We start from the raw sequence: 20,228 nt of genomic DNA, 5'->3' as shown, positions 1-20,228 counted from the left end.
CGCGCCCTCCGGGGGGTGGTCACGGGCTGGTGTCGTTCGAGTTGACACCTCCTGTGGCCTGGGCCACGGTACGAAAACCGCGGTGATCTCAAGCCGCTGTTCTCCCACGGAGGCGGATGCCGGTGTCGAGGTGTGGCAAGGACGGACCGTCGAGCGGAGCTGTGGCTCCCTCGCGGAGACGGTCGCTCGGGGGTGCCGCCGCGACGCTCGTCCTGGCGTCGACGCTCGCGGCCTGTGGCGGCGGTGGTGAGGCGGGCGCCACGCCGACGCTGAACTGGTACATCAACCCCGACTCCGGGGGACAGGCCGAGATCGCCGCCCGCTGCTCCGCGGCGTCCAACGGGGCCTACACCATCGAGGTCTCCCAACTGCCCCGCGAGTCCTCCGCCCAGCGTGAGCAGCTCGTCCGGCGGCTGGCCGCCAACGACACCTCGATCGACCTGATGAGCCTGGACCCCCCGTACATCCCCGAGTTCGCCCAGGCCGGCTTCCTCGCCCCCGTGCCCGAGGACCTCGCCACGCGGGTCACGGAGGGCGTCGTGCAGAGCTCGATCGACTCGGCGACGTGGGACGGTGAACTGGTCGCCATCCCGTTCTGGGCCAACACCCAGCTGCTCTGGTACCGCAAGTCCGTGGCGGAGGCGGCCGGGCTCGACATGACCCAGCCGGTGACCTGGGACCAGCTCGTCACGGCCGCCCAGGAGCAGGGCAAGCTCCTCAGCGCCCAGGGCCGGCGCGCCGAATCCCTGACGGTGTGGCTCAACGCGCTCATCGAGTCCGCCGGGGGCTCGATCATCGAGGAGAACTCCTCGAACCCGGAGGACATCCAGCTGGGGCTGACCACCCCGGAGGCTGCCCGGGCCGCCGAGGTGATGAACACCGTGGCGAACTCAGGCGTCGTCGGTCCGGCCTTCTCGACGTCGAGTGAGGACACCAGCGCCACCGAGTTCGAGAGCGCGGACGCCGGCTTCATGGTCAACTGGCCGTTCGTCTACTCGCGGGCGCTCGCCGCCGTCGAGTCGGGCACCCTGGACGCCTCCGTGCCGGAGGACTACGGCTGGGCGCTGTACCCGGCTGTCGACGCCGGCCAGCCGAGCGCACCTCCGTTCGGCGGGATCGACCTGGGCGTCAGCGCCGTGGGCCGGAACGTCGACCTGGCCTACCAGGCGACGGAGTGCATCACCAGCGACGAGAACCAGGCGTACTACATGACCACCAACGGCAACCCTGCCTCCTCGGCCGCGGTCTACGACGACCCCGAGGTGCTGGAGGTCTTCCCGATGGCCCCGACGATCCTGGACTCCCTGGAGGCGGCGGCCAACCGTCCGCAGACGCCGTACTACAGCGAGGTCTCCGGAGCCATCCAGCGGGAGTACCACCCGCCGTCGTCGGTGACGCCCGAGACCGGTGACCGAGCCCAGGCCCTGATCCAGGCCGTCCTGTCAGGAGACCAGCTGCTATGAGCACCACCACGCTGCCACCCACAGAGAAGACCCAGCCGGTCGCAGCTCCGCGCGGGACCATCAGCGACCGTTCGCGCGCCGAACGCCGGCTCGGCTGGCTGCTGGCCGGCCCGGCGTTCGTGGTCATGCTGCTGGTCACCGCCTACCCGATCCTGCAGGCGATCTGGTACTCGTTGTTCAACTACCGCCTGACCGACCCGGAGAACCGGTCGTTCCGGGGGCTGGGCAACTACGCGGTGATCCTGACCGACGGCCTCTGGTGGCAGGCGCTGCTCGTCACGCTGTTCATCACGGTGGTGACCGTCGTCGTCGAGCTGGTCCTGGGCTTCGCGCTGGCGCTGGTGATGTCCAAGGCTCTCAGCTCCATCCGACCCGTCGTCCGGGCGGCGATCCTCATCCCGTACGCGGTCATCACGGTCGTCTCGGCCTTCGCGTGGGCGTTCGCGTTCAAGATCGAGACCGGCTTCGTCAACAGCTGGTTCGCCTGGCTCCCCGGGATCTCGGCGGACACCGACTGGTTCGGCGGCCAGTGGACCTCCCTGCTCGTGATCTGCCTGGCCGAGATCTGGAAGACCACGCCCTTCATCTCGCTGCTGATCCTCGCCGGCCTCGCGCAGGTCCCCGACGTGCTGCAGGAGGCTGCCAAGGTCGACGGCGCCACCTGGTGGCAGCGGATGTGGCGGGTGACCATCCCGAACATGAAGGCGGCGATCATGGTCGCCCTGCTGTTCCGCACGCTCGACGCGTTCCGCATCTTCGACTCGATCTTCATCATGACGGCCGGGGCCAACGGCACGGAGTCGGTCTCGTTCCTGGCCTACCGGCAGACGATCGCGCGAGTGGAGATCGGCCTCGGCTCCGCGGTCTCGGTCCTGCTGTTCATCTCCGTGGTGATCATCGCGTTCGGCTTCATCAAGGGGTTCAGGATCGACCTGGCCCAGGCGAGAGGGGAACGCTGATGTCCCGGCGGGAGAAGACCTGGTGGATCATCGGCGGCGTCCTGATCGTCCTCTACTGCCTGTTCCCCATCGCGTGGATCGTGGCGCTGTCGATGAAGACGCCCGAGGACATCGCGAACGGCCAGTTCCTGCCGACCGACGCGTCGTGGGAGAACTACTCCACCATCCTCACGGGATCGGCGAGTGAGCTGTTCCTCCCGGCGCTGCGCAACTCGTTCGGCATCTGCCTCATCGCGACGTTCATCTCCTGCGTCCTGTCGATGTTCGCCGCGTACGCGATCGCCCGACTGGACTTCCCGGGGAAGAAGCTCATCCTCTCCACGGCCCTCGGGGTGGCGATCTTCCCGGTCATCTCGATCGTGACGCCGCTGTTCAACCTCTGGCGCCAGATCGGGCTCTACGACACCTGGCCCGGGCTGATCATCCCGTACCTGTCGCTGACCCTGCCGATCTCCATCTGGACGATGTCGGCCTTCTTCCGGGAGATCCCCTGGGAGATGGAGCAGGCGGCGCAGGTGGACGGCGCCACCACCTGGCAGGCGTTCCGCAAGGTGATCGTCCCGCTCGCCACTCCTGGCGTGTTCACCACCGCGATCATCGCCTTCTTCATCGCCTGGAACGACTTCGCGTACGGCATCTCGCTGACGTCGACCAGCGCCTCCCGGCCGGTCCCCGCCGCGCTGGGTCTGTTCTCCGGTGCCTCACAGTTCGAGGACCCGACCGGTGCGATCGCCGCGGCGGCGGTGATCGTGACGATCCCGGTCGTCGTCCTGGTCCTGCTGTTCCAACGGCGCATCGTCGCCGGCCTGACCAACGGCGCGGTCAAGGGCTGACCCCCGACCCATCCACCCAGCGAGGGGACGAGTTCTCATGGCATCGATCGAGATGCGCAACATCGTCAAGCAGTACGGCGACGGCTTCCCGGCCGTGAACGACGTCAGCCTGGACATCGCCGACGGGGAGTTCATGATCCTCGTCGGCCCGTCCGGCTGCGGGAAGTCGACGCTGCTGAGGATGATCGTCGGGCTGGAGGACATCACCAGCGGTGACATGATCATCGGTGGCAAGCGGGTCAACGACCTTGCGCCCCGGGACCGCAACCTGTCCATGGTGTTCCAGAACTACGCGCTGTACCCGCACATGACGGTGTACGAGAACATCGCCTTCCCGCTCCGGTTGTCCAAGACGCCCGACGACGAGGTGCGCCGCAGGGTCACCGAGGCCGCCGAGGTCCTGGAGCTCAAGGAGCACCTGGACCGCAAGCCGGCCAACCTCTCCGGTGGCCAGCGCCAGCGCGTCGCCATGGGCCGCGCCATCGTGCGGCAGGCCGAGGCGTTCCTGTTCGACGAACCGCTGTCCAACCTCGACGCCAAGCTGCGCGGCCAGATGCGGACGGAGATCTCCCGGCTGCAGCGCCGACTGGGCATCACCACGGTCTACGTCACCCACGACCAGACCGAGGCCATGACCCTCGGCGACCGGGTCTGCGTGCTCCGCAAGGGCCGGATCCAGCAGGTGGCCTCGCCGCGCGAGCTGTACGAGCAGCCGGTCAACCTGTTCGTCGCCGGGTTCATCGGCTCGCCGCCGATGAACTTCCTCCCCGCGCACGCCGAGGGCGGCCGGCTGCAGACGCCGTTCGGGCCGATCGAGCTCGACGAGCGCCGGGCCGCCGCCATCAAGGGCCGCGATCTGCTGCTGGTCGGCATCCGGCCGGAGTACTTCGAGGACGCGTCGCTGGTGGACGAGGCGAAGCGGCCGCTGGGCTCGGTGTTCCGGGCCCGGGTCGACGTCACCGAGTGGCTCGGCGACTCGCAGTACGCCTACATCCCGTACGAGGCACCGGAGGCGATCCGCAACCAGTTGCGTGACCTGTCGCGGGAGCTCGACGCCGAGGAGCTGCGCACGCAGGCGATCGTTTCCATCGACGCCACGAGCCGGATCCGTGAGGGGCGCGAGGCGGAGTTCTGGCTGGACGCCCGCAAGGTGCACGTCTTCGATCCGCAGACCGGCGAGAACCTCACCCGGGACGCGGAGGCCGGGGCGCGGCTGACGCAGATGGCCACCGAGGACCGGGTCGAGCAGGTCCACGAGGCGCAGGCTCAGGGGACGACGGTCGGCGGTGGGGCCAGCCGGGCCGGAGCGGCCTGAAAGAGGACCTCGTCCCGGGCCCCACCCCTCGCACGCAGGGCCGGGGCCCGGGACGGGGCCGACTCGGGGACGCCCTGGAGGGCCGGGACGATGCGAGCCTGCGACGACCGCCGTCCGTGGTGGCGGACGGCGGTCGTCTACGAGGTGTACCTGCGCAGCTTCGCCGACTCGGACGGGGACGGCGTCGGTGACGTCAACGGGCTGCGCAGCCGACTGCCGTACCTGGCGGACCTCGGCGTCGATGCCCTGTGGGTCACGCCCTGGTACCCGTCCCCGATGGCCGACGGCGGCTACGACGTCAGCGACCACCGCGACATCGACCCGCGACTGGGCACCCTGGCCGACGTCGACTCGCTGCTGGCCGAGGCCCACGACGCGGGCCTGCGACTGATGGTCGACCTGGTCGCCAACCACACCTCCGCCGAGCACCCGTGGTTCCGCGCCGCCCTGGCGGGCGGTCGGGGCGCGCCCGAGCGGGCGCGGTACTTCTTCCGGGACGGCCGGGACGGTGGGGACCGGCCACCCAACGACTGGATCAGCGCCTTCGGCGGTCCGGCCTGGACGCGGGTGCGGGAGCCGGACGGGTCGATGGGGCAGTGGTACCTGCACCTGTTCGCTCCCGAGCAGCCCGACCTCGACTGGGACGACCCGGTCGTGCAGGAGGAGTTCGACGGGACCGTGCGGTTCTGGCTGGACCGCGGCGTCGACGGCATCCGGGTGGACGCCGCGCCGGCCCTGGCGAAGGTCCCCGGGCTGCCCGACGCCGGCCACGCACCCGGTGCCCTGTTCGAGTCGGCCCGGTGGGTGGACAACCCGCACTGGGACCGCGACGAGGTGCACGACGTGTTCCGGCGCTGGCGTTCGATCAGCGACGGCTACGACGGTGACCGGGTGTTCGTCTCCGAGGCGGTGGTCGCCGGTCCCGAACGGCTCGCCCGCTACGTCCGGCCCGACGAGCTGCACACGAGCTTCAACTTCGACTACCTGCGCGCCGCCTGGGACGCGGACGGTCTGCGGGCGGCGATCGACGGGACGCTGTCCGCGCTCGCGCCGGTCGGGGCGCCGCCCACCTGGGTGCTCTCCAGCCACGACGAGACACGGCACGTCACCCGCTTCGGCCGGGCCGCCAGCGGTGCGGCCACCATGGGCTTCGACGCGGCAGCTCCGACGGACCTCGTCCTCGGCCTCCGCCGGGCGCGTGCCGCCGCCCTGCTCACCCTCGCCCTGCCCGGAGGCGCCTATCTCTACCAGGGGGAGGAGCTCGGTCTGCCCGAGGTGGAGGACCTGCCCGAGGAGGTCCTGCAGGACCCGACCTGGGAGCGCTCCGGGCACACCGCCCGCGGCCGGGACGGCTGCCGGGTGCCGCTGCCGTGGTCGGGCGACCGGCCGCCGTTCGGGTTCACCGCCGACGACGTCCGCCCCTGGCTGCCGCAGCCGGAGTCGTGGCGTGACCTGACGGTGGCGGCGCAGCGCGACGACCCGGCGTCCACCCTGTCGCTGTACCGCCGTGCCCTGCGGCTGCGCCGCACCCTCCCCGGCCTCGCCGACGACGCACCGCTGACCTGGTGCGACCTCGGAGAGGGCGTGCTCGCGTTCGACCGGGGCCGTCGCTTCCGCTGCATCGTGAACCTGTCGGACCGGCCGGTGGCGCTGGCCGGGCAGGGTGGACCGGTGCTCACCAGTTCGCCCGTCGCCGCCGACCTGCCGACGGACACGGCTGCCTGGCTGCGGACGGACTAGCGGGTCAGCGACCGGGTGAGGACGAGGCGGTGCTCGCCCGGTCCGTTGCGGTCCGGCGCCAGGTGCGCGCTGGCACCCAGCGCGGTGTGGAAGGCGACCGCGGCGGTGTTCTCCGGCCGGGCGACCGCCTGGACGACGCGCGCCCCGGTGGCCAGCGCCACCTCGTCGAACGCGCGCACCAGCCGGCGGCCCAGGCCGGTGCGGCGCCGGTCGTCTCTCACCGCGAGCAGGTGCAGGTAGGCCAGCCCGTCGGCGGTGACCACCCCGAGGAGGTAGCCGACGTCCTCGCCGTCGGCGCTGCGGGCCAGCGTGCCGAAGCCGCCGAACTGGTCGAACCAGACCGGGTGGTGCAGTGGCCGGGTGTCGACGTCCCAGAACCGGTCGTGCGCGGCGAGCAGGCGGGCGCGGACGACGGTGGCCGACAGCTCGGCCAACCCGACCAGGGCGACGTCGTCGGGGTCGGTCACCGGCGGGCCGCGGCCAGCTCGTCGTGGGTCGGGGGGTCGGCGCCCTCGCGGGTGCAGTTGATCGCGGCGACCAGCAGGGCGTCGTCGACGATCGGCAGCAGCTCCTCGTCGGGCAGCTCCTCCAGTGCCACCCGGGTGGTGATCCCGGCCTCGAGCAGCCCCGTGAACAGGCCCGCGGCCAGCGAGTCACCGGCGCCGACGGTGTCGGCCACGGTCACCCGCGGGGGCTCGCGGTGCAGCAGCTCACGGCCGGGCCGGGCGATGCGCAGCGGCGCTCCGCCGTCGGTGAGCACGACCAGGGCGATGCCGCGGTCGGCCCAGCGCAGCGCCGTCGCGTCGAGGTCGTCGGCGGCGTCGGGCTCGAGCCAGGAGAGGTCCTCGGCGCTGACCTTGACGATGTCGGCCCGGGACAGCAGCCGCTCGAGGCGGGTGCGCACCGACTCCGGCGAATTGCCCAGCGCCGCGCCGACCGGGCCGTCGGCCAGCATCGGCCGGATGTTCGGGTCGACGCTGACCAGGGCCCGGCCGTCGGCAGCCACCTGTTCCACCAGCCGGGCGATCGCCTCGCAGCCCGGCGGGGTCCAGCTGGAGATGGAGCCGACGTGCAGGATCGCCGTCCCGGCCGGCAGGACGGCGGCGAGCTCCTCGTCGGTCCACTGCCAGTCGGCGGCGCCCTGGACGTGGAAGCCGTAGTCCGGGGAGCCGTCGGGCCCCAGCCCCACCACCGCCAGGCTGACCGGCTCGGTGGCCGGGACGAACCCGCCGAGGTCGACGCCGGACAGCTCGACGTGCCGCCGGAGACTCGCGGCCAGCGGCCCGGTGCCCAACCGGGCGAGCAACCGCACCGGGACGCCGAGCCGGCCGGCCGCGACCGCGACGTTGAGGGCGTTGCCCCCGGGGCGGGCGACGTAGTGCGGGGTCGTGCCGTGCGGCCCGGCGCCGGCCGCGGCGTCGGGCAGCATGTCGACGACGAGCTCGCCGAGGACGCTCAGCACCGGGCGGTCGCTGTTCACCCCCGCGACCCTAATGGGGGATCCGGTCGGGGACGTCCCTGGTGGCTCGCGGACAGCACCACCTGGGACGATGACGGGGACGACGATCGCTGCGGCGCGCCGGACGGGTAGGCCTGGTGCACGACCGCGACTGCGCAGGAGGACAGATGCCGAACCCGTTCGTGAAGCTCTGGAGGTACCTCACGGCCTCCGCCAACGCGAAGATCGATGAGAAGGCCGACCCCAAGATCCAGATCGCCCAGGCGATCGAGGCCGAACAGCAGCGGCACCAGGCGCTGGCCAACCAGGCCGCGGCGGTGCTGGGCAACCAGCGGCAGCTGGAGATGCGGCTCAACCGGCAGCTCGGCGAGGTCGAGAAGCTGCAGGCCTCCGCGCGCCAGGCGCTGGTGCTGGCCGACCAGACCCGCGCCGGCGGTGACGCGGCGAAGGCCGCCGAGTACGAGCAGGCCGCGCAGGCCTTCGCCACCCAGCTCGTCGCCGCGGAGCAGTCCATGGAGGACCTCAAGCGCAGCCACGACGAGGCGCTGCAGGCCGCCGAGCAGGCGCGCGGTGCGGTCGAGCAGAGCCGGATGCGACTGCAGACGACGCTGGCCGAGCGCACCAAGCTGATGAGCCAGCTCGAGCAGGCCAAGATGCAGGAGCACGTGGCCGCGTCGATGCGCCAGGTCAACGAGCTGTCCGCGCCGGGCAACACGCCGAGCCTGTCCGAGGTGCGCGACAAGATCGAGGCGCGCTACGCCAACGCCCTGGGCCAGGCCGAGCTGGCGCAGACGTCGGTGGAGGGGCGGATGCTCGAGGTGCAGAAGGCGACCCTCGACGTCGCCGGCGCCTCACGGCTGGACCAGATCCGCGCCTCGATGGGGCAGCCGGCGATCACCGGGGGCCAGAACGCGACCCCGGCGCTGGAGGAGGGCGCGCCGTCGGTGCCGACGTCCACTGCGCAGCCGGCGGCCCAGCCCGCCGAGCGCCCCGACCAGCAGTAGGAGAAGCACCCCTGCTCCCACCACTCGCGAGCTCGCGGCGGGGCCCTGCAGGGAGCCGCGTCCTCCCCACCCTTCGCCGGCTCAGGGCGGGACCCGGGACGGGGCCGATCGCTCCGCGGGCCCGGTCAGCTCCGTGACCGGGCCCGCGGCGTCTCAGGAGGCGCCGGGTAGCGGCGGTGGGTGGTCGGGCTCGCCGGTGCGGGCCGCGGGGTCGATGGGGGAGCGGGCGGCCTGGCAGCGGGGGCACCAGTAGGTGATCCGCTCCTGCAGGTCCGGGCCCTGGTCGCCGCGCAGGATCGGCGTGCCGCAGCGCAGGCAGGGGCGGTCCTTGCGGCCGTAGACCCAGTGGTCGCGGCCGCGGCGCAGGTCACCGGTGGTGCTCTGCTCCGGGCGGTCGCGGTTGGCCAGCATCAGCGTGCGGATCCGTTCGACCAGCCCCGCGAGGTCCTCGACGTCGGCGACCCGGGCCCACGGGTGCACGCCGCTGAGGAACAGGCCCTCGACCTTGTAGAGGTTGCCGGGACCGCACAGGTTGCGCTGGTCGAGGATGGCGACGCCGATCTGCTCGTCAGGGTGTGCCCGCAGTCGACGCATGGCCTCGTCGAGGTCCCAGTCCGGGCCGAGCACGTCGGGGCCGAGGTGGCCGACCAGCTGGTCCTCGTGCTCGGTGCGCACCATGGCGACATCGTGCAGCCGGTAGCCCACGCACTCCCACTCGTCGGTGGCGAGGATGGCGCGGATGGCGAAGGCCGGACCGCCACGCCACCGCGTCCCGTGCCGGTAGATGTGCCAGCTGCCGTCCATCCGGTAGTGGGTGCGCAGGGTCCAGCCGTCGGTGAAACGAGTCAACATGTGCTTGCCGCGCGGGACGACCTCGGAGACGGTGCGGCCGGCGAGGTCGGTGGCCGCCAGCTGCGGCACGCGCAGCTCGCCGCGGCGCAGGGTGGCGCCGGCGAGTGCGGTTTGCATCCGTTTCGCCGCCAGCCAGACGGTGTCTCCCTCGGGCACGCGCTCCAGTGTCCTGCCTGGCCGGAGCCGTCGCCGCATCCGCCCTGCTCGGCCGCGGCGCATGTCACCTCGGGGGTGGGAAGGGGCAGCTCGACCGCGGTGCTGAGCCTCCCGTGCAGCGACGCGACCGATCGACGAACGCCCCGCTCACCGCACCCGAGGCGGTGGTCGCCGCCGCCGAGCCGGTCACGGTGACCGTTGCCCGTGACGTGCGTGCCGACCGGCGCGAGGCCTTCGAGGGGTGGGCGGCCGAGGTGCTCGACCTGGCTGCGGGGTTCCCGGGCAACCTGGGTGCCAGCCTGCTGCGTCCCGGACCGGGCTCGACCCGCTACCACCTGGTGTACCGGTTCGCCGACGGCGAGTCGTTGGCGCGCTGGGAGCGCTCGAGCGAGCGGCAGGCCGCGCTGGAGCGCGTCGAGCACCTGACCGACGGGGTCGACTACGCGCACGTGGCCGGCCTGGACAGCTTCTTCACGGCCCTGACCCCCTCCCGGCCGGGACCCCGCTGGCGGCTGACGGTCCTCACCGTGGCCGCCGTCTTCGCCATCACGCTGGCCTTCCAGCTGCTGGTCGCCCCGCACGTGTCGGGGTGGCCGCTGCCGGCGCGGTTGCTGCTGTCGGCCGTCGTCGTGGTGGTGCTGCTGGGCTACGTCGTCATGCCGGCGCTGTCGCGGCTGTTCCGCCGGTGGCTGCGCCCCTCCCGAGACTGAGAGGACCTCCCTGCCGCAGCTCCTCCCAGGCTCGCGGCGGGACCCTGCAGGGAGGCCGCCCCTCCTCCACTCCTCGGAGGAGGACCCCGTCCCGAGGCTCACCCCGAGCCTGCGAGAGGTGAGGAGGACGGGGTCCTGCCAGGGGCCTGCGGTGCCCTGGACGGGGCTGCGCTCAGGCACGCACGCGCAGGCCGCGGGGAGTGGCGGCGAAGCCCGCCGCCTGCAGCGCGGCCGACAACGGGGTCGACTCGTGCACCGAGGCGCCGTCGGCCTTCTGCACCACCATCCGGCCGAGCGCGCCGGCCGCGACCGCCCCGGACAACGCCGTCGCAGCCTCCTTGAGCGTGGTCTCGTCCTCGGTCCAGGACAGCAGTGTCTTGCCGCCCCGCTCGACGTAGAGCACCAGCTCGCCGTCGACGAGGACGACCAGTGCGCCGGCCTTGCGCCCGGCGCGGTGCCCGGCGCCGCGCCGTCCGCCGCCGGTGCCCTCGCCGAGGTCGACGGCGCCGTCCGGGTCGCCGCCGCCCTCACCGGTCGCGCCGGGGCGCTCGGGCCAGGGCAGGGCCGCGCCGTAGACGTTGGCCGGGTCGGTCGCGGCCAGGACCACCGCGCCGCCGGGCACCCGGTCCGGCGAGGCGAAGCTGCGCAGCCGGTCGACCGAGCCCGGCGTGCCGAACTGCGCGGCACCGAGGGTCTCCACGAAGTAGCCGCGCCGGGCCCGGCCGTTCTCCTCGAAGGCCCGCAGCACCGGGTACACCGCGGAGAACCCGCCGGCGACCTGCTCGGCCACCACCGCGCCGCGGGTCAGCACGCCGTGCCGCTCGAGCAACGCCTCGGCGCGGGCCGTCGTCCGCTTGGTGGGGTTGGCCTCCCGGTCGGGCAGCCGCGACCAACGGCCGGCCATGGTGGGCGGCCCGCTGCGGGTCGGCATCGCCGGGCGGCCCAGCCGGGTGCGGCCGTAGCGGCTGCGGTCCAGCCGCGCCCCGGGCGGAGCGGGCTGGCGCCTGTGCGTGCCGCCACCGGACAGCCGGGTGCGCAGCGGCGCCAGGGTGTCGTTGGTCAGCGCACCGGCCCAGACGAGGTCCCACACGAGGTCGGCGAAGGCGGCGTCGTCGGTGGAGCCGGCGAGGTCCGACAGCCCGCGGAAGAACAGCGCCTGTCCGCCGGCCAGGTGCTCGAGCACCGCGGGGCCGGCCTCGGGCAGCTCCAGCAGTTCGGGGAGCAGCACCGGTGCGAGGTCGGCCGGCACGAGGCTGATCCAGCCGTCGCCGCCGGGCAGCCCGCCGGCGCCTGCCCACAGCACCTCTCCGGCGCTGGTCAGCTCGTCGAGCATCGCGGGGGAGTAGTCGCGGACCCGGGCCGGCAGCACCAGCGACTCCAGCGCGCTGGCGGGGACCAACGCCCCGGCGAGCTGCTCGATGACCGCCAGCACGCCGTCCGGCCCGCGCATCCGGCTGCCCACCGACTGCCAGGACGGCGTGAACCGCGCCAGCGTGTGGACCGGCACCGGCTCGACCTCCTGGCGCAGCCGGGCGAGGCTGCGCCGGCGCACCGACCGGAGCACGTCGGCGTCGCACCACTCCTGCCCGGTGCCGCCGGGGCGGAACTCGCCGGTGACCAGGCGGCCGGTGCCGACCAGGCGCTGCACTGTCGCGGTGACCACGGCGACGCCGAGGCCGAGTCGCTTCGCCACCTCGGTGGGCTGGAAGGGGCCGTGGGTACGGGCGTAGCGGCCGACCAGGTCACCCAGGGGGTCGGGGACCGGCTCGGTGAACACCTCGGGCACCCCCACCGGCAGCGCGGTGCCGAGGGCGTCGCGCAGCCGGCCGGCGTCCTCGATCGCCACGTACCGCTCCTCGCCGGCGATGCGCACCACGAGCGCGCGGCGGGCGGCCACCAGCTCGTCGAGCCACTCCTGGCCCACGCCGCGGGCGGCGGCCTCGGTGGCGGTGAGGTCACCGACGATGCGCAGCAGGTCCGCGGCGCCGTCGAGGTCACGGGGGTGGCGGTCGGCCGGCAGGCGCTGCAGCTCGGCCTCGACCTCGGCGAGGGCCTCGGCGTCGAGCAGCTCGCGCAGCTCGGAGCGACCGAGCAGCTCCGCGAGCAGCCCGGTGTCGAGGGCCAGGGCCTGCGCCCGGCGTTCGGCCAGGGGGGCGTCGCCCTCGTAGAGGAACTGGCCGACGTAGCCGAAGAGCAGCGACTGGGCGAAGGGGGAGGCCGTCTGGGTCTGCACGTCGACCACCCGGACCCGCCGAGAGCGGACGTCGCGCATCAGCTCCACCAGTCCGGGCACGTCGTAGACGTCCTGCAGCACCTCGCGGGCGGCCTCGAGCGTGATCGGGAAGCTGGAGAACTCGCTGGCCACTGAGAGCAGCTGGGCGGCCCGCTGCCGCTGCTGCCACAGCGGGGTGCGCCGGCGCGGGTCGCGGCGGGGGAGCAGCAGCGCCCGCGCCGCGCACTCGCGGAACCTGCTGGCGAACAGCGCCGAGCTGCCGACCTCGGCGGTCACCTCCCGCTCGACGTCGTCCGGGTCGAGGACGGCGAGGTCGGCCTCCGGCGGTTCCCCGGTGGTGTCGGGCAGGCGCAGCACGATGCCGTCGTCGGAATGCATGGAGGCGACGTCGACCCCGTAGCGCTCTCGCAGCCGTGCGGCCAGCACCAGTGCCCACGGGGCGTTGACCTGCGCGCCGAAGGGGGAGTGGACGACCAGCCGCCAGTCGCCGAGCTCGTCCCGGAAGCGCTCGACCAGCAGCGTGCGGTCGTCGGGGAGGTGACCGGTGGCCGCCTTCTGCTCGTCGAGGTAGGTCAGCAGGTTGGCCGCACCCCACTCGTCGAGGCCGGCGGCCCGGGCCCGGTCGAGCCCGGCCTCGGGCGTGGCGGTACCGACCTCGCGGAGGAAGGCGCCCAGCGCGCGGCCGAGCTCCAGGGGGCGCCCGGGCGCGTCGCCGTGCCAGAACGGCATCTTCCCGGGCTGGCCGGGGGCCGGGCTGACCAGGACCCGGTCGTGGGTGATCTCCTCGATCCTCCAGGAGGAGGACCCGAGCAGGAAGACGTCGCCCACGCGCGACTCGTAGACCATCTCCTCGTCGAGCTCGCCCACGCGCCGGCCGCCGCGGCTGTCCTCCCCGCCGACGAGGAAGACGCCGAACAGGCCGCGGTCGGGGATGGTGCCGCCGCTGGTGACCGCCAGGCGCTGGGCGCCACCCCGGGCGGTGAGGGTGTCGGTGACCCGGTCCCACGTCAGCCGCGGGCGCAGCTCGGCGAAGGCGTCGGAGGGGTAGCGACCGGCCAGCATGTCGAGCACCGCGTGCAGCGCGGAGTCCGGCAGCGAGGCGAACGGCGCGGACCGGCGGACCAGTGCGGCGACCTCGTCGACGGTCCGCGGCCGCTCGGAGACGATCGCGACCACCTGCTGGGCCAGCACGTCCAGCGGGTTGCGCAGGTAGCGGATCGACTCGATCGCGCCGGCCCTCATGCGCTCGGCGACCAGCGCGCACTGCACCAGGTCACCGCGGTACTTCGGGAACAGGACACCCCGACTGACCGCGCCCACCTGGTGCCCGGCCCGGCCCACGCGCTGGAGGCCGGAGGCTACCGTCGGCGGCGCCTCGACCTGCACCACCAGGTCGACGGCGCCCATGTCGATGCCCAGCTCGAGGCTCGAGGTGGCGACCACCGCCGGCAGCCGACCGGACTTCAGCGCCTCCTCGACGATCGCCCGCTGCTCCCGGGAGACCGAGCCGTGGTGCGCGGCAGCGACCGGCTGCACGCCCTCGGGCACCCCGCCGCCTGACCCGGCCTGCGCCATGAGGGCGGCGGCGTTCGTGCCCGGCGGGACCGGCTCCCCGGTCGCCCGTTCGTACGCCAGCTCGTTGAGTCGACTGGTCAGCCGCTCGGCCAGCCGCCGGGAGTTGGCGAAGACGATCGTGCTGCGGTGGGCCTCCACGAGGTCGAGCACCCGCTCCTCGACCGCCGGCCAGATCGACGTCCGCGGCTGGTTGCCCGCCGCCGAGCCGTCGAGCTCACCGGTGGGCTGACCCAGGGAGCTCATGTCCTCCACGGGGACGACGACCGAGAGGTCCCACTCCTTGGCCGACCCGGGCGCGACCACCTCCACCGGGCGGCCACCGGCGAGGAAGGCGGCCACCTCCTCGACGGGGCGCACCGTCGCCGACAGGCCGATCCGCTGCGCGGGGCGTTCCAGCAGCTCGTCGAGCCGGTCGAGGGAGACGGCCAGGTGGGCGCCGCGCTTGGTGTCGGCGACCGCGTGCACCTCGTCGACGATCACCGTCTCGACGCCGCGCAGCGCCTCGCGGGCGGCGCTGGTGAGCAGGAGGAACAGCGACTCCGGCGTGGTGATGAGGATGTCGGTGGGCCGTCGGGCGAAGGCCCGCCGCTCGTCGGCCGGGGTGTCACCGGAGCGGGTGCCCACCTGGATCTCCGGACGCGGCAGGCCCAGCCGGGCCGCGGCCTGACCGATGCCGGCGAGCGGAGCGCGCAGGTTGCGCTCGACGTCGACGGCCAGCGCCTTCAGCGGAGAGACGTAGAGGACCCGGCAGCGGGCCTGCTCGTCCGCCGGCGGCGGTGTGCTGGCGAGCCGGTCGAGCGACCAGAGGAAGGCGGCGAGCGTCTTGCCCGAGCCGGTGGGGGCCACCACGAGGGCGTGCCCGCCGGTGCTGATGGCCTGCCAGGCCCCCTGCTGCGCGGCCGTGGGCTCGGCGAAGGCGCCGGTGAACCACGCCCGGGTGGGCTCGGAGAACCGGTCGAGGGCGGACACGGCTCCCAGTGTCCACAGGGGTACGACACTCCGCTGGCCTGCGAGGAGCCGCCGGAGAGGGACGTGGTGTGCGGCACACTGACCGCCATGCGCCGATCCCTGTACGAGGCCGAGCACGAGGACTTCCGGGAGACGGTCCGGGCGTGGGCCGAGAAGAACGTCGTCCCCTTCCACGACCAGTGGGAGCGCGACGGCATCGTGCCGCGCGAGGTCTGGACCTCGGCCGGCGCGCAGGGCTTCCTGGGGACCGACATGGACGAGCGCTTCGGCGGCGGGGGCGTGCGCGACTTCCGCTACCAGGCGGTCCTCGACGAGGAGCTCATGCGGGTCGGCGCCACCGGTGTCGGCTTCGACCTGCACAACGACGTCGCCGGGCCCTACCTGCGCGACCTGGGCACCGAGGAGCAGAAGCAGCGCTGGCTGCCCGGCTTCTGCCGCGGTGAGCTGATCACCGCCATCGCGATGACCGAGCCGGCGGCCGGCAGCGACCTGCAGGGCATCCGGACGGCAGCCCGGCGGGACGGCGACGACTGGGTGCTCACCGGCTCGAAGACGTTCATCACCAACGGCATCAACGCCGACCTGGTCATCGTCGTGGCCCGCACCGACCCGGATGCGCCGGGCGCCCGGGGCCTGAGCCTCCTGGTGGTGGAGCGCGACATGCCCGGCTTCTCCCGCGGACGGAACCTGGCCAAGATCGGTCTCAAGGCGCAGGACACCGCCGAGCTGTTCTTCGACGAGGTGCGCGTGCCGGCGGAGAACCTGCTCGGCACGGAGAACCGCGGTTTCGCCCACCTGATGGAGAACCTGCCGCAGGAACGGCTGTCGATCGCCGTCGGCGCGGTGGCCGCGGCCGAGACGGTGCTGGCGCAGACCGTCGAGTACGTCACCGCGCGCACCGCCTTCGGGCGGCCGGTCGGCAGCTTCCAGAACAGCCGCTTCGTCCTGGCCGAGCTCCAGACGGAGGTCACCATCGCCCGCACGTTCGTCGACGAGTGCGTGCGCCAGCTGAACACCGGTGAGCTCACACCGGTCGACGCGGCGATGGCGAAGTACTGGACGACGGAGCTGCAGAACAAGGTGGCAGACCGCTGCCTCCAGCTGCACGGCGGCTACGGGTACATGGACGAGTACCCGGTCTCCAAGGCCTGGCGCGACGCCCGCATCCAGCCCATCTACGGCGGCACCAACGAGATCATGCGCGAGATCGTCGGCCGCTCCATGGGCCTCTGAGGCCGGGCCTGCTGTGCCCGCGCGGACCCGGGCCGTCGACCCGGTCGCCGTCCAGCGCCGGACCCTGGGCGTGCTCAGCGGGGGAGTCGCCCTGAGCGGGCTCGGCATCACGGTGGGCATCACCGTGGGCGGTCTCCTCGCCCGCGACGTGGCCGGCACCGAGACGGCGGCGGGTCTCGGCCAGACGGCCGGCGTGCTCGGGGCCGCGGTCCTCGCCGTGCCACTGGCGCGGATCAGCGACCGCGCCGGGCGCCGAGCCGGGCTGGCGGCCGGGTACGCAGTCGCCGTCCTCGGGTCTCTGCTCACCGTGGTCGCGGCGATCGTCTCCTCCCTGCCGCTGCTGCTCGTGGGACTGTTCGCCTTCGGCGCGGCGACCGCGTGCGGGCTGCAGGCCCGGTATGCCGCAGCGGACCTCGCCGTACCGCAGAACCGCGGACGCGCGCTGTCCCTCGTCGTGTGGGCGACGACGGTCGGCTCGGTGCTCGGACCCAACCTCGCCGGCCCCGGCGAGGCGCTCGGGGACGTCCTCGGGCTGCCGCCGCTGACCGGCGCCTTCGCGATCTCCCTGGCCGTCTTCGCCGTGGTGGCGCTGGGACTGCTCGCCCTGCTGCGGCCGGACCCGCTCCTGCTGGCCCGCCGGCTGCGTGGCGCCGGGGCGGACGTCGGCCGCCCGCGCCGCGCCACCACCGACGCCGTCCGCGCGGTCTGGGCCGACCCTCGCGGCCGGCTCGGGATCACCGCGGTCGTGGTCTCCCACGCGGTCATGGTCGGCGTGATGGTGATGACACCGGTGCACATGGGCCACGCCGGCGGCCGGGAGGAGGCGACGCTGCGTGTCATCGGTCTGGTCATCAGCGTGCACGTCGCCGGCATGTACCTCTTCTCCCCGCTGGTGGGAGTGCTGGCCGACCGGGCCGGCCGCCGGACGACGGTCGCGGTGGGCGCGGGCCTGCTGCTGACGGCGGCTGCGCTGGCCGGGACGGCGTCGGCCGGGGCGGCACTGCAGCTGGGCGCGGGGTTGCTGCTGCTGGGCCTGGGCTGGTCCTGCGGGCTCATCGCCGGGTCCACCCTGGTCACCGAGGCGGTCGACGAGGGACGGCGGCCCGCCGCGCAGGGCGGCACCGACCTGCTGATGGGCCTGGGTGCCGCGCTGGCCGGGGTCGCCGGGGGCCCGTTGCTCGCCCTTGGCGGCTACGGGCTGGTCGCGACGGTCTCGGCCGCGATCGTCGTCCCGCTGCTGGTGGTGTGGGTGCGGACCGGGGAGCGCAGGGGAGCGGTGCCGGCTCAGCGCCCGCGGTAGTTGCGCCAGAGCAGGACCAGGGAGGCCAGGAGGGCTAGTGCGATCCCGACCTCGAGGACGAGGTCCAGGGTGGCCGAGCCGGTGCCGATCACCACCCCAGCGTAGGAGTCCGGAGGGCTCGGCCGACCGCCCCGCGTGCGCGCTAGCGTCGAGGGCGTGCGACTGCAGGACTTCTGGGCCCGTCTCCGCGAGCAGTTCGGCCCCATGCGGGCCGAGAGCGTGGCTCGCGACCACGTGTTCTCCGCGTTGGGCGGGCGCAGCGCCGTCGAGGCGATCGAGGCCGGCCTGCCGGTGCGACGCGTGTGGCTGGCGATCTGCGAGGAGTTCGACGTGCCGCGCAAGGAACGCTGAGTCGCGGGAACGGCGTGTCACCCTGGCAGTCGAACACACGTTCGGTCTAGATTGGGCGGCGCAGTCCACAGGCCGGGCGTTCCTCCACAGGTCGACCGGATCCCCCGGAAGTGTCAGACCCCCGCTCTAGCGTCGACACCGACCCGCTTCACGCGACTCCCGAAGGTGAGCACCATGGCAACGCTCGACCGCGACAAGGCCCTCGACATGGCCCTCGCCCAGATCGACAAGCAGTTCGGCAAGGGCTCGGTCATGCGGCTGGGCGACAACGCCGCGCAGGCGATCAAGGTCATCCCGACCGGCTCGATCGCCCTCGACATCGCACTCGGCATCGGTGGCCTGCCCCGCGGCCGCATCATCGAGGTGTACGGGCCCGAGGCCTCCGGCAAGACCACCGTCGCGCTGCACGCGGTGGCCAACGCCCAGGCCGCCGGTGGCATCGCGGCGTTCATCGACGCCGAGCACGCGCTCGACCCCGAGTACGCCCGGGCGATCGGCGTCGACACCGACGCGCTGCTGGTCAGCCAGCCCGACACCGGTGAGCAGGCGCTGGAGATCGCCGACATGCTCATCCGCTCGGGCGCGCTCGACATCATCGTCATCGACTCGGTCGCCGCGCTCGTGCCCCGCGCCGAGATCGAGGGCGAGATGGGTGACAGCCACGTCGGTCTGCAGGCCCGGCTGATGAGCCAGGCGCTCCGCAAGATCACCGGTGCGCTCAACAACTCCGGCACCACCGCGATCTTCATCAACCAGCTGCGCGAGAAGGTCGGCGTCGTCTACGGCTCGCCGGAGGTCACCACCGGTGGCCGCGCGCTGAAGTTCTACTCGTCGGTCCGGCTCGACGTCCGCCGCATCGAGACCCTCAAGCAGGGCACCGAGGCGGTCGGCAGCCGCGTCCGCGTGAAGATCGTCAAGAACAAGGTCGCCGCGCCGTTCAAGCAGGCCGAGCTCGACCTGCTCTGGGGTCAGGGCTTCAGCCGCGAGGGTGGCCTGATCGACGCCGGTGTCGAGCAGGGCTTCATCCGCAAGTCCGGCGCCTGGTACACGTACGAGGGCGACCAGCTCGGTCAGGGCAAGGAGAACGTCCGCACGTTCCTGCGCGACAACCCCGACCTCGCCGACGAGATCGAGAAGAAGGTCAAGGAGAAGCTCGGCATCGGCCCGAAGCTGGATGAGCCGGCCACGGCCGACCAGCCCGACTTCTGACGGTGGGCGGCTGGCCCGAGGCCCGGGAGCGCTCGGCTCCCGGACGTCGACGCGGGCGGCGCTCCGGTTCGTCCCCTGACCCGGACGGGCCGGACGCCGTCCCGCCGGCCGGCGGCCCCCACCTCGAGGACGACCCGGGCGACCCCGAGCAGGTCGCCCGGTCCATCTGCCTGCGGGCGCTGACCGGTGCACCCAAGACCCGTCAGCAACTGGCCGACCTGCTGGCCAAGCGCGGGATCCCCGACGATGTCGCCGAGGCGGTCCTCGACCGGTTCGGCGAGGTCGGGCTCATCGACGATGCCGCCTTCGCCCGGGCCTGGGTGACCTCCCGTCAGGCCGGCCGCGGACTGGCACGGCGCGCGCTCAAGGCCGAGCTGCGCGCCAAGGGCGTCGACGGTGAGGTCGCCGAGGAGGCGATCGCGCTCGTCGACGACCAGGACGAGTGGGACGCGGCCCGGCGGCTGGTCCAGCGCCGGCTGCCGGGCCTTCGGCGGGTCGACCGGGTGACCGCCGAGCGACGACTGGTGGGAATGCTCGCCCGCAAGGGCTACGGCTCCGGACTGGCCGGGTGGGTGGTCCGCGAGGCCCTCGACGAGGACCGGTCCGGCGACGCCGCCGGGGAGCCCGGGGTGCACGAGGACCAGGGCCTGGACGCCTGGCTGCCCTGACGCCAGCGGCGTCAACTCCAGGCCGGTACCCCGGGCTGCGCTGACCGAACGGACCCGGCTCCGGACCTGACCCGCTCGCCGTCTTGACGCATGGCGCCGGGCGCGAAGCCGATGGCGTCCGAACAGCACGCCGATGGCGACCGACTGGCGCGAGCCCGATCTCGTGCTGTGTGCGACCGGCTGACTCCAGGCGGGAGGG

General features: G+C 73.4%; 16 protein-coding genes. 12 read left to right on the top strand and 4 right to left on the bottom strand.

The features are described from left to right. Positions 1-161 precede the first annotated feature (161 nt). The 5 genes from ACU610_RS13705 (at position 162) to ACU610_RS13685 (ending at position 6,310) form a co-directional block, all read left to right on the top strand. The gene (locus ACU610_RS13705; protein ID WP_446768267.1) at positions 162-1,463 is read left to right on the top strand and encodes an extracellular solute-binding protein; all 1,302 of its coding nucleotides are present in this window, start codon (positions 162-164) and stop codon (positions 1,461-1,463) included. Beyond that, positions 1,460-2,422: a carbohydrate ABC transporter permease gene (locus ACU610_RS13700; RefSeq protein WP_446768266.1), complete on the top strand. Its 963-nt coding sequence runs from the start codon at positions 1,460-1,462 to the stop codon at positions 2,420-2,422. The genes ACU610_RS13705 and ACU610_RS13700 overlap by 4 nt, the downstream gene beginning before the upstream one ends. Next, entirely contained in the window at positions 2,422-3,255 is an 834-nt protein-coding gene (locus tag ACU610_RS13695; RefSeq protein ID WP_446768265.1) for a carbohydrate ABC transporter permease, read from the top strand. Before ACU610_RS13700 ends, ACU610_RS13695 begins: the two co-directional genes overlap by 1 nt. Positions 3,256-3,292: 37 nt before the next feature. After that, positions 3,293-4,570 (top strand): ABC transporter ATP-binding protein, encoded by a 1,278-nt coding sequence (locus ACU610_RS13690; RefSeq protein WP_446768264.1) that lies wholly within the window; start codon positions 3,293-3,295, stop codon positions 4,568-4,570. A 90-nt stretch (positions 4,571-4,660) separates the two neighbouring features. Further along, a complete protein-coding gene (locus ACU610_RS13685; protein ID WP_446768263.1) occupies positions 4,661-6,310 on the top strand; it encodes a glycoside hydrolase family 13 protein in 1,650 nt (549 codons plus the stop codon). Here ACU610_RS13685 and ACU610_RS13680 read toward each other — a convergent pair. After that, on the bottom strand, positions 6,307-6,777 hold the full coding sequence (locus tag ACU610_RS13680) for a GNAT family N-acetyltransferase (RefSeq protein WP_446768262.1): 471 nt from the start codon (positions 6,775-6,777) through the stop codon (positions 6,307-6,309). The two genes, ACU610_RS13685 and ACU610_RS13680, sit on opposite strands and share 4 nt — an antisense overlap. Beyond that, a complete protein-coding gene (locus tag ACU610_RS13675; protein WP_446768261.1) occupies positions 6,774-7,790 on the bottom strand; it encodes a PfkB family carbohydrate kinase in 1,017 nt (338 codons plus the stop codon). Before ACU610_RS13675 ends, ACU610_RS13680 begins: the two co-directional genes overlap by 4 nt. Positions 7,791-7,936: 146 nt before the next feature. Between ACU610_RS13675 and ACU610_RS13670 the strand changes: the two genes are divergently transcribed. Then, a complete protein-coding gene (locus ACU610_RS13670) occupies positions 7,937-8,773 on the top strand; it encodes a PspA/IM30 family protein (protein ID WP_446768260.1) in 837 nt (278 codons plus the stop codon). 153 nt (positions 8,774-8,926) lie between these two features. On the opposite strand, the gene ACU610_RS13665 is transcribed toward ACU610_RS13670, so the two are convergent. Further along, positions 8,927-9,781, bottom strand: a complete 855-nt coding sequence (locus ACU610_RS13665) for a DNA-formamidopyrimidine glycosylase family protein (RefSeq protein ID WP_446768259.1) — start codon at positions 9,779-9,781, stop codon at positions 8,927-8,929. Between the two features lie 113 nt (positions 9,782-9,894). Between ACU610_RS13665 and ACU610_RS13660 the strand changes: the two genes are divergently transcribed. Further along, a complete protein-coding gene (locus tag ACU610_RS13660; RefSeq protein WP_446768258.1) occupies positions 9,895-10,491 on the top strand; it encodes an antibiotic biosynthesis monooxygenase in 597 nt (198 codons plus the stop codon). A 172-nt stretch (positions 10,492-10,663) separates the two neighbouring features. Here ACU610_RS13660 and ACU610_RS13655 read toward each other — a convergent pair whose 3' ends face one another. Continuing rightward, positions 10,664-15,268: an ATP-dependent helicase gene (locus tag ACU610_RS13655; protein ID WP_446768257.1), complete on the bottom strand. Its 4,605-nt coding sequence runs from the start codon at positions 15,266-15,268 to the stop codon at positions 10,664-10,666. Between the two features lie 87 nt (positions 15,269-15,355). On the opposite strand from ACU610_RS13655, the gene ACU610_RS13650 reads away from it, so the two are divergent. The 5 genes from ACU610_RS13650 (at position 15,356) to ACU610_RS13630 (ending at position 20,029) form a co-directional block, all read left to right on the top strand. Continuing rightward, positions 15,356-16,501: an acyl-CoA dehydrogenase family protein gene (locus ACU610_RS13650; RefSeq protein ID WP_446768256.1), complete on the top strand. Its 1,146-nt coding sequence runs from the start codon at positions 15,356-15,358 to the stop codon at positions 16,499-16,501. 13 nt (positions 16,502-16,514) lie between these two features. Beyond that, complete coding sequence (locus ACU610_RS13645; RefSeq protein WP_446768255.1) at positions 16,515-17,801, top strand: MFS transporter; 1,287 nt, start codon at positions 16,515-16,517, stop codon at positions 17,799-17,801. Between the two features lie 156 nt (positions 17,802-17,957). Further along, positions 17,958-18,152 carry a DUF3046 domain-containing protein gene (locus tag ACU610_RS13640; protein ID WP_446768254.1) on the top strand — a complete coding sequence of 65 codons (195 nt, stop codon included), beginning with the start codon at positions 17,958-17,960 and terminating at the stop codon, positions 18,150-18,152. Between the two features lie 174 nt (positions 18,153-18,326). Then, positions 18,327-19,361: a recombinase RecA gene (recA, locus tag ACU610_RS13635; RefSeq protein ID WP_446768253.1), complete on the top strand. Its 1,035-nt coding sequence runs from the start codon at positions 18,327-18,329 to the stop codon at positions 19,359-19,361. A 2-nt stretch (positions 19,362-19,363) separates the two neighbouring features. Next, complete coding sequence (locus ACU610_RS13630) at positions 19,364-20,029, top strand: regulatory protein RecX (protein ID WP_446768252.1); 666 nt, start codon at positions 19,364-19,366, stop codon at positions 20,027-20,029. Positions 20,030-20,228: the final 199 nt, after the last annotated feature.

It is taken from the genome of Geodermatophilus sp. URMC 61 (genome assembly GCF_052931555.1).
The sequence above is the reverse complement of the archived record's forward strand: the minus strand, read 5'-3'. Positions and strand labels throughout refer to the sequence as shown.

Excerpts from the sequence above, each read along its gene's own strand:
- ACU610_RS13700 (WP_446768266.1), top strand. The coding sequence starts at position 1,460 with ATGAGCACCACCACGCTGCCACCCACAGAGAAGACCCAGCCGGTCGCA.
- ACU610_RS13695 (WP_446768265.1), top strand. The coding sequence starts at position 2,422 with ATGTCCCGGCGGGAGAAGACCTGGTGGATCATCGGCGGCGTCCTGATC.
- ACU610_RS13690 (WP_446768264.1), top strand. The coding sequence starts at position 3,293 with ATGGCATCGATCGAGATGCGCAACATCGTCAAGCAGTACGGCGACGGC.
- ACU610_RS13685 (WP_446768263.1), top strand. The coding sequence starts at position 4,661 with ATGCGAGCCTGCGACGACCGCCGTCCGTGGTGGCGGACGGCGGTCGTC.
- ACU610_RS13670 (WP_446768260.1), top strand. The coding sequence starts at position 7,937 with ATGCCGAACCCGTTCGTGAAGCTCTGGAGGTACCTCACGGCCTCCGCC.
- ACU610_RS13650 (WP_446768256.1), top strand. The coding sequence starts at position 15,356 with ATGCGCCGATCCCTGTACGAGGCCGAGCACGAGGACTTCCGGGAGACG.
- recA (WP_446768253.1), top strand. The coding sequence starts at position 18,327 with ATGGCAACGCTCGACCGCGACAAGGCCCTCGACATGGCCCTCGCCCAG.